Origin of the sequence: Treponema sp. UBA7567 (assembly GCF_002476655.1) — a bacterium.
GTDB lineage: Bacteria > Spirochaetota > Spirochaetia > Treponematales > Treponemataceae > Treponema_D.
The window spans coordinates 44,296-50,542 of record NZ_DLLH01000071.1 but is presented as its reverse complement, the minus strand read 5'-3'; the positions used below and the strand labels follow the sequence as shown (position 1 = coordinate 50,542).

General features: G+C 45.1%; 5 protein-coding genes. All 5 read right to left on the bottom strand.

Annotated elements, in window-relative coordinates; translation table 11 throughout:
* Nucleotides 1-229 precede the first annotated feature (229 nt).
* The 5 genes from eno to B3Y13_RS08990 all read right to left on the bottom strand — a co-directional run bounded on the left by eno (nucleotide 230) and on the right by B3Y13_RS08990 (nucleotide 5,895).
* Nucleotides 230-1,531, bottom strand: coding sequence for a phosphopyruvate hydratase (gene eno, locus B3Y13_RS09010; RefSeq protein WP_296694055.1), 1,302 nt, complete (start codon nucleotides 1,529-1,531; stop codon nucleotides 230-232).
* Nucleotides 1,532-1,715: 184 nt separating this feature from the next.
* Nucleotides 1,716-1,922 (bottom strand): helix-turn-helix domain-containing protein, encoded by a 207-nt coding sequence (locus B3Y13_RS09005; RefSeq protein ID WP_296021468.1) that lies wholly within the window; start codon nucleotides 1,920-1,922, stop codon nucleotides 1,716-1,718.
* A 9-nt stretch (nucleotides 1,923-1,931) separates the two neighbouring features.
* Nucleotides 1,932-2,507, bottom strand: a complete 576-nt coding sequence (locus B3Y13_RS09000; RefSeq protein ID WP_296021462.1) for a hypothetical protein — start codon at nucleotides 2,505-2,507, stop codon at nucleotides 1,932-1,934.
* 94 nt (nucleotides 2,508-2,601) lie between these two features.
* Nucleotides 2,602-5,142 carry a leucine--tRNA ligase gene (leuS, locus tag B3Y13_RS08995; protein WP_296694052.1) on the bottom strand — a complete coding sequence of 847 codons (2,541 nt, stop codon included), beginning with the start codon at nucleotides 5,140-5,142 and terminating at the stop codon, nucleotides 2,602-2,604.
* Between the two features lie 210 nt (nucleotides 5,143-5,352).
* Nucleotides 5,353-5,895: a GNAT family N-acetyltransferase gene (locus tag B3Y13_RS08990; protein ID WP_296021451.1), complete on the bottom strand. Its 543-nt coding sequence runs from the start codon at nucleotides 5,893-5,895 to the stop codon at nucleotides 5,353-5,355.
* Nucleotides 5,896-6,247 lie beyond the last annotated feature (352 nt).

The following is a 6,247-nucleotide window of genomic DNA, read 5'->3' as shown; positions in this document are numbered from 1 at the left end:
AACAATATTGATAGCTGTCAAAACGTAGGTTGATTGCAGACATCTAACAGCATTGACGACTGCTAGAATTTAGCTTTAATGTCATCAGAAGTTATATTAGGAATCAGAGCCTGTTAAGCAGAATCCCCAAAACTTATTACTCTGCCTGATTAAAAAGGCCCGTTCCTCAACTGTAAAAGCAGTTTTCAGTCCAGGCTTTTTTATAACTCAATAATGTAATTTCTTTTTTCTATTTCTTAATATTATACGCCTCAAATCCAGGGTAGCAGGCAGCGTCACCAAGCTCCTCTTCAATGCGCAGAAGCTGGTTGTACTTTGCCACGCGCTCTGTGCGGCTTGGCGCGCCTGTCTTAATCTGGCAGGTGTTGAGAGCTACTGCAAGGTCTGCTATTGTTGTGTCCTCTGTTTCGCCTGAGCGGTGGGAAGCGATTGCTGTGTAGCCCGCCTTGTGCGCCATCTTGATTGCCTCAAGCGTTTCTGAGACAGAGCCAATCTGGTTCAGCTTGATAAGGATTGAGTTCCCAGCCCCGATCTTTATTCCCTTTGAAAGCCGCTCGACGTTTGTAACGAAAAGGTCGTCGCCTACGAGCTGGACTTTCTTTCCGAGTTTTTCTGTCATCTTTACCCAGCCTTCCCAGTCTTCCTCGTCAAGCCCGTCCTCAATCGAGACAATCGGATACTTGCTGGCGAGCTTTTCCCAGTGCGCGATAAGCTCGTCCGTCGTGAAGTCCTTTCCTGACTTCGGCTGATGATAGAATCCTTTTCCTTTCGGAGACTTCCATTCGGAAGAAGCCGCGTCCATCGCAATCAAGAAGTCCTTGCCCGGCTTGTAGCCTGCCGCCTCAACCGCCTCGAGAATTTTTTCGATTGCCTCCTCGTCGCTTCCGAGCTTGTTAGGCGCAAATCCGCCCTCGTCTCCGACTGCAGTAACGTCTCCCATTTTCTTGATTAGGTCGTGGAGCTTGTGGAAAACTTCCGTGCACCATCTCAATCCCTCTTTGAACGAAGGCGCGCCTGCCGGCATAATCATGAATTCCTGAGTGTCAACCGCGCTGTCCGCGTGCGCTCCGCCGTTCAAGATGTTCATCATCGGAACTGGAAGCTTTGTTCCTTGAACTCCGCCCAAGAATCTGTAGAGAGGAATTTGGAGCGAGTTTGCCGCCGCCCGCGCGCATGCGATTGAGACTGCAAGAATCGCGTTTGCTCCAAGGTTTGACTTGTCCTTTGTGCAGTCAGCCTTGAGCATTGCGCCGTCAACCTTGTATGTGTCTGCCGCGTCAAGCCCGACAATTGCGCTGGCGATTGCGCCGTTCACGTTTGCGACGGCCTTTGAAACGCCTTTTCCGCCGAATTTTGACTTGTCTCCGTCGCGAAGCTCCAGCGCCTCGAATTCGCCTGTTGAGGCTCCAGACGGAGCGGCTCCAAGCGCGACAGTTCCGTCTTCAAGATGAATTTCCGCTTCCACAGTCGGGTTTCCGCGCGAGTCGATAATCTCGCGTCCGATAACTTTTACAATCTTTGTTGATTTCATAGCTTTCTCCTTGAAAAGAAAATTGTTAGCTAATGCTAATTACAGGGCTAATATATTGGTTTTTCAAAAGAGAATCAAGAAGAGAGAATGGAATTTTGTTAGCGAAAGATAAGCTTCAAGCGGGTTTGCCCCGCATAACAACCTGCTGAATTTACTGAAAGGATTTAACAGTCTCGAAAAGTATCTATTCCTCGTAGCCTAGAATATCTCCCGGCTGGCATTTTAAAACTCTGCAAAGTGCCTCCAATGTCGAAAAGCGGATTGCCGTAACTCTGTTATTTTTCAGTTTTGAAAGATTCACATTTGTGATTCCGACTTTTTCGGCAAGTTCATTTACAGAAATTTTTTGTTCAACCATTACACGGTCAAGATGCAAAATGATTTTTCCCATTTTTGTTCCCTAGACAAGTCCTTCAACTTCTTCTTCCAGTTTGATTCCGTATGCAAAAATTTCTGAAAAACAAATCATTGCGATTCCCATTGCAATTCCAACAATCTGGACGCTCGTTTCGCACGCATCAACACCGAGAGAAATTCGGGCAATCAGACTCATTACAAAACCTATGAAAGGAATCATAATGCTGAAAATTCCGATTTCTCTGACCATTCTTACAACGTCTTTTTGAAAAGGCGTTTTTCCCTTGCTGAACCATGTTTTTCCTTCGCATGTTTGGATGATAAGATAAATATTTCTGAAAATCATTGTCATGCAGAGCATTGTAAAAATTCCTGCAAAAGCGAAAATTTTTACCGCGCTTGGAATAAGATTTCCATTTTGATCAGCGATTTCAATTTCAAATCCATTTGTGGCGATTGTTCCGTTTCCAACTGACTCAAGAAGAAAATTTCCGAATTTTTCAGGAATTACAAATGAGAACACTGTTGCGACAATCATTGCGGCGGAACTAAAAAGAAACAAGATTTCAAAGATTTTTGAAACGATTTTTGTAATTTTACTGATATTTCTGTTGTTCATAAAAAACTCCTATACTTTTATTTGTACAGGAGTTTTTATCGTTTGTCAATAAATATTTATTGTTTTTAGATAATTTTTTAATTTTTTACGATAATTATTTTACAACGACATTCACGAGTTTTCCTGGAACTACAATTATCTTCGCGACTGTTTTTCCGTCGGTGAATTTTTTGTAGCCGTCGGTCTCTTTTGCCATTGCTTCAAGAGTTGCGCTGTCTGTGTCGGCTGCAGCCTCGAACTTTGCGCGGAGCTTTCCGTTTATCATAACCGGGAACTCCTTTGTGTCGTCCTTGCAGTAGCTTTCATCGAATGTCGGCCATTTCTCGTATGCGTTTGTGTCTGTGTGTCCGAGCTTCTGCCACAGCTCTTCTCCAAGGTGAGGAGCGTAAGGCGAGAGCATGAGAACAAAGCCTTCCCACATCGCTTTTGGAATTGAGTCGAGCTTTGAAGCCTCGTTCACAAAAATCATCATCTGGCTGATTGCAACGTTGAAGTCAAGATTGCTTGTGTCTTCCGTCACTTTTTTTACGGTTTTAGCGTAAGTTTTTCGGAGCGAAGCGAGCGGTTTTTCGAGTTTTCCTGTGATGTCAACATCGCTCATCGGCTTTTCTGACAAGTTCCAGATTTTGTCGAGGAAGCGGTTCACGCCGATAAGTCCCTGCGTGTTCCACGGCTTTGAGACTGTGAGAGGCCCCATGAACATCTCGTACATTCTCACGCTGTCGGCTCCGTAAGTCTTTATCATCTCGTCCGGATTCACGACGTTCTTAAGGGATTTCGACATTTTCGCAACAACGCGCTCAAGCTCTTCTCCATCGTCTTTCGCGTAATATTTGCCGTCTTTTTCTTCAACTGCGTCAACTGCGACGAGAGACTTTGACTTTCTCTGGAAAGCAAAAGAAGTAATCATTCCCTGATTGATAAGGCGGTGGAACGGCTCTTTTGTAGAGACAACTCCGCAGTCGTAAAGAACTTTGTGCCAGAAGCGCGCATACAAAAGGTGAAGAACCGCATGTTCTGCTCCTCCAACGTAAAGGTCAACAGGCATCCAGTATTTTTCTTTGTCTGACGCGCAGAAATTCATATTGTCTTTCGGGTCGAGATAGCGAAGGTAATACCAGCAGCTTCCCGCCCACTGAGGCATTGTGTTCGTCTCGCGCTTTGCGTCTGCTCCGCATTTAGGACATTTGCAGTTTACCCAAGACTCAATTCCTGCGAGTGGAGACTCGCCTGTGCCTGTCGGCTGGTAAGTCTTTACGTTTGGAAGCTCCAGCGGAAGCTCGCTTTCCGGAACCGGAACAGTTCCGCATTTTGGACAGTGAACGAGCGGAATCGGCTCGCCCCAGTATCTCTGCCGGCTGAAAACCCAGTCGCGGAGCTTGTAGTTCACGGCTTTTTTTCCGATTTTCTTTTCTTCCAGGAATTCGAGCATTTTTGCAATCGCGTCTTTTTTGTTAAGGCCGTTTAAGAATTCTGAATTCACGTGGATTCCGTCCTGAGTCCAAGCCTCTTTTTGAACGTCAACTTCTGACTTCAAGACTTCGATGATTGGAAGACCGAATTTCTTTGCAAAATCCCAGTCGCGTGTGTCGTGCGCCGGAACTGCCATAATTGCGCCAGTTCCGTAAGAAATCAGAACATAGTCCGCAACCCAGATTGGAATGAGCTTTCCGTTAACAGGATTTATCGCGTAGCTTCCTGAGAAAACGCCAGTCTTTGTCTTTGCAAGGTCGGTGCGCTCAAGGTCTGATTTCTTCGCGGCCTCATCGCGGTATTTTTCAACTGCTTCTTTCTGTTCTGCTGTCGTGAGCTTTTCGATTAAAGGATGCTCAGGCGAGACAACCATGTAAGTCGCGCCAAAAAGAGTGTCGCATCTTGTTGTATAGACTGTGAGCTTCTGCTCAGTCGCTTTTCCGTCCTTGTCTGCAACTGCAAAGTCAACTTCCGCGCCTTCCGAGCGTCCAATCCAGTTGCGCTGCATTGCCTTTACGCTTTCCGGCCAGTCGAGCTCATCCAAGTCTTTTAAGAGACGGTCTGCATAGGCTGTGATTTTAAGAATCCACTGGCGGATAACCTTGTGCGTAACTTGCGCGCCGCAGCGGTCGCAGTGTCCTTCCTTTACTTCCTCGTTTGCAAGCCCTGTAAGGCACGAAGGGCACCAGTTGATTGGAGTCTGAGCCTCGTAAGCCAGACCTTTTTTGTAGAGCTGGAGGAAAATCCACTGAGTCCATTTGTAATAGTCAGGAGTGCAGGTCTTGATTTCGCGGTCCCAGTCGTAGCTGAATCCGAGAGCCTTAATCTGCTCGGTAAAGTGCGCGATGTTCTTGAAAGTTGTTTCGGCTGGGTGAGTTCCTGTCTTTATCGCGTAGTTTTCAGCCGGCAAGCCGAACGCGTCGTATCCCATCGGATGAAGAACGTTGTAGCCGTTCATTCGCAAGAAGCGCGAGTAAATGTCTGTGGCTGTGTAGCCTTCCGGGTGTCCTACGTGAAGTCCCGCTCCGCTCGGGTAAGGGAACATATCGAGAACGTAGCGGCGCTTCTCTTTTGGAAAAGACTCGTCCTCAACAGCCTTGAACGTCTTGTGCTCGTCCCAGTATTTTTGCCATTTTGGCTCGATGTTCTGAAATGGATACATTTTCTGACCTCGTTTTATCCGCAAAATTTGAACGCAGATTTGTGATTTTGGAAGAAAAAAAGTTTGAAAGAAAAAAAGAAACCTTTTCAAGGTTGCGTTTTGTCTTTCTGATTTTTGAATAGAAGAAAGTTTATCACTTTTTTAAAGTGTTGAAAATAGAAGAGAAAATTTGTTTTGCACAGCGCTTATGTACGCATATCGCCACGGATTTTATATTTTCTTTTCAAGCAGCACAAGGTTTACGCCTTTTATTCCGTTGAAAGTGCAGCCTCTGATTCCGATTTCTTTATAGCCGAGTTTTTTATAGAATGAGCGGGCGGCGGAGTTTTTTTCGTTTGTGTCTATCCTTAGATAGCGGCATCCGTTTTCAAGAGCATATTGCTCGTAGAATTTTGCAACCGCTTTTCCAAGTCCTCTGCCTTTTTCTGCCGGGTCTATGACAAGTGTATGCATGACCATAACTTCGCTGTCCGGCGCATCATACTGCCACGGAGCGCCTTTGTATGAGTCTACCTGTATCTGGTTGAATATGACTGTTCCGGCAGTTTTTCCGTCAATTTCCACGACAAAAAGGTCGTTTCTTGCAAGGGCATCTTTGATTGTACGTGCGTCAGGGTAGATTCCTCTTATCCAGCCGATTTCCGCGCGTCCGCTTTCCTCTTCTGTGTGAATATTATCGTAAATTCTTTGGACTGCCGCAGTGTCTTTTTGTGTCGCTTTTCTTATCAGTGTTCTTGAGATGTTTGTATCCATTTTTTTTCAGACCTGGAAATTTATCTTTTCCTTTTTTTTGATTTTTTGAATAGAAGAAATTTATCACTTTTTTTAGGTGTTGAAAATATGGAAGATTTTGAAAATAAATTATAGTTTGGCGCATTGAAAAATAAAAATCATAAAAACATTTATAAAAAGGAGCTTCCGGCGCAATGCGCCGTCGGGCTTTCCATGGCTACGGCATACGCCTCCGACCAAACGCAAGCGTTTGTTTTCGCCCGTTTTTTTTCAAAACGGGCTCACCATTCCAATCCCTAAGCCGCAAATTGACTTGTAAAAAAACAATAGTCTTTTTTTATTTAGCCTGAATTTCGAGTTTTGATAAGAACAG

Coding starts and splice junctions, on each gene's coding strand:
- eno (WP_296694055.1), bottom strand. CDS start 1,531: ATGAAATCAACAAAGATTGTAAAAGTTATCGGACGCGAGATTATCGAC.
- B3Y13_RS09000 (WP_296021462.1), bottom strand. CDS start 2,507: ATGAACAACAGAAATATCAGTAAAATTACAAAAATCGTTTCAAAAATC.
- leuS (WP_296694052.1), bottom strand. CDS start 5,142: ATGTATCCATTTCAGAACATCGAGCCAAAATGGCAAAAATACTGGGAC.
- B3Y13_RS08990 (WP_296021451.1), bottom strand. CDS start 5,895: ATGGATACAAACATCTCAAGAACACTGATAAGAAAAGCGACACAAAAA.
- B3Y13_RS09005 (WP_296021468.1), bottom strand. CDS start 1,922: ATGGGAAAAATCATTTTGCATCTTGACCGTGTAATGGTTGAACAAAAA.